Source organism: Tenebrionibacter intestinalis, from assembly GCF_016632365.1.
GTDB classification, from domain to species: domain Bacteria; phylum Pseudomonadota; class Gammaproteobacteria; order Enterobacterales; family Enterobacteriaceae; genus Tenebrionibacter; species Tenebrionibacter intestinalis.
Genome location: NZ_JAEPBH010000185.1, coordinates 1 through 406, shown reverse-complemented (window position 1 = coordinate 406; position 406 = coordinate 1). Strand labels below are relative to the sequence as shown.

The 406-nt window shown below is 64.3% G+C and carries 1 pseudogene; it reads left to right on the top strand.

Going from position 1 to position 406, the window contains the following annotated elements:
• A pseudogene (locus tag JJB97_RS18410) lies at positions 1-406 on the top strand (DNA primase); the annotation flags it as partial.

The window sequence follows — 406 nt, the reverse complement described above, 5'->3', positions numbered from 1 at the left end:
CTACGCCCTGAAAAGCGGTAACGCCGAAAAGGCGCTGGGCCTGGCGCTGGAGCAGGCCGTGAGGATGGAGCCCGTCACGCAGCAGGTGCCGGAGCCAGGCGACAAACTCCCTTATTTAGCCGCCCAACCTGCGCCACAGTCTGCACCGTTGCCTGCTGCTGTGGCACCGGCTGTGGCCGCGCCGGTAGCCTGTGAGGTGACGCCTGCCGGGGAACTGCTGTTGCGCAGTGGCCCGCGTGTGTGGCGGGTACGCGGCTGGCAGAAAAATACCCTTAGTGAGGTGATGAAGGTCAACGTACAGGTACTGGACGAGAGCACCGGCGCGTTCCACGTGGACAGCTTCGATATGTACCACGCGAAGCAGCGGCAGGCGTATGTGAGCACGGCGGCGTCAGAGCTTGCCTGT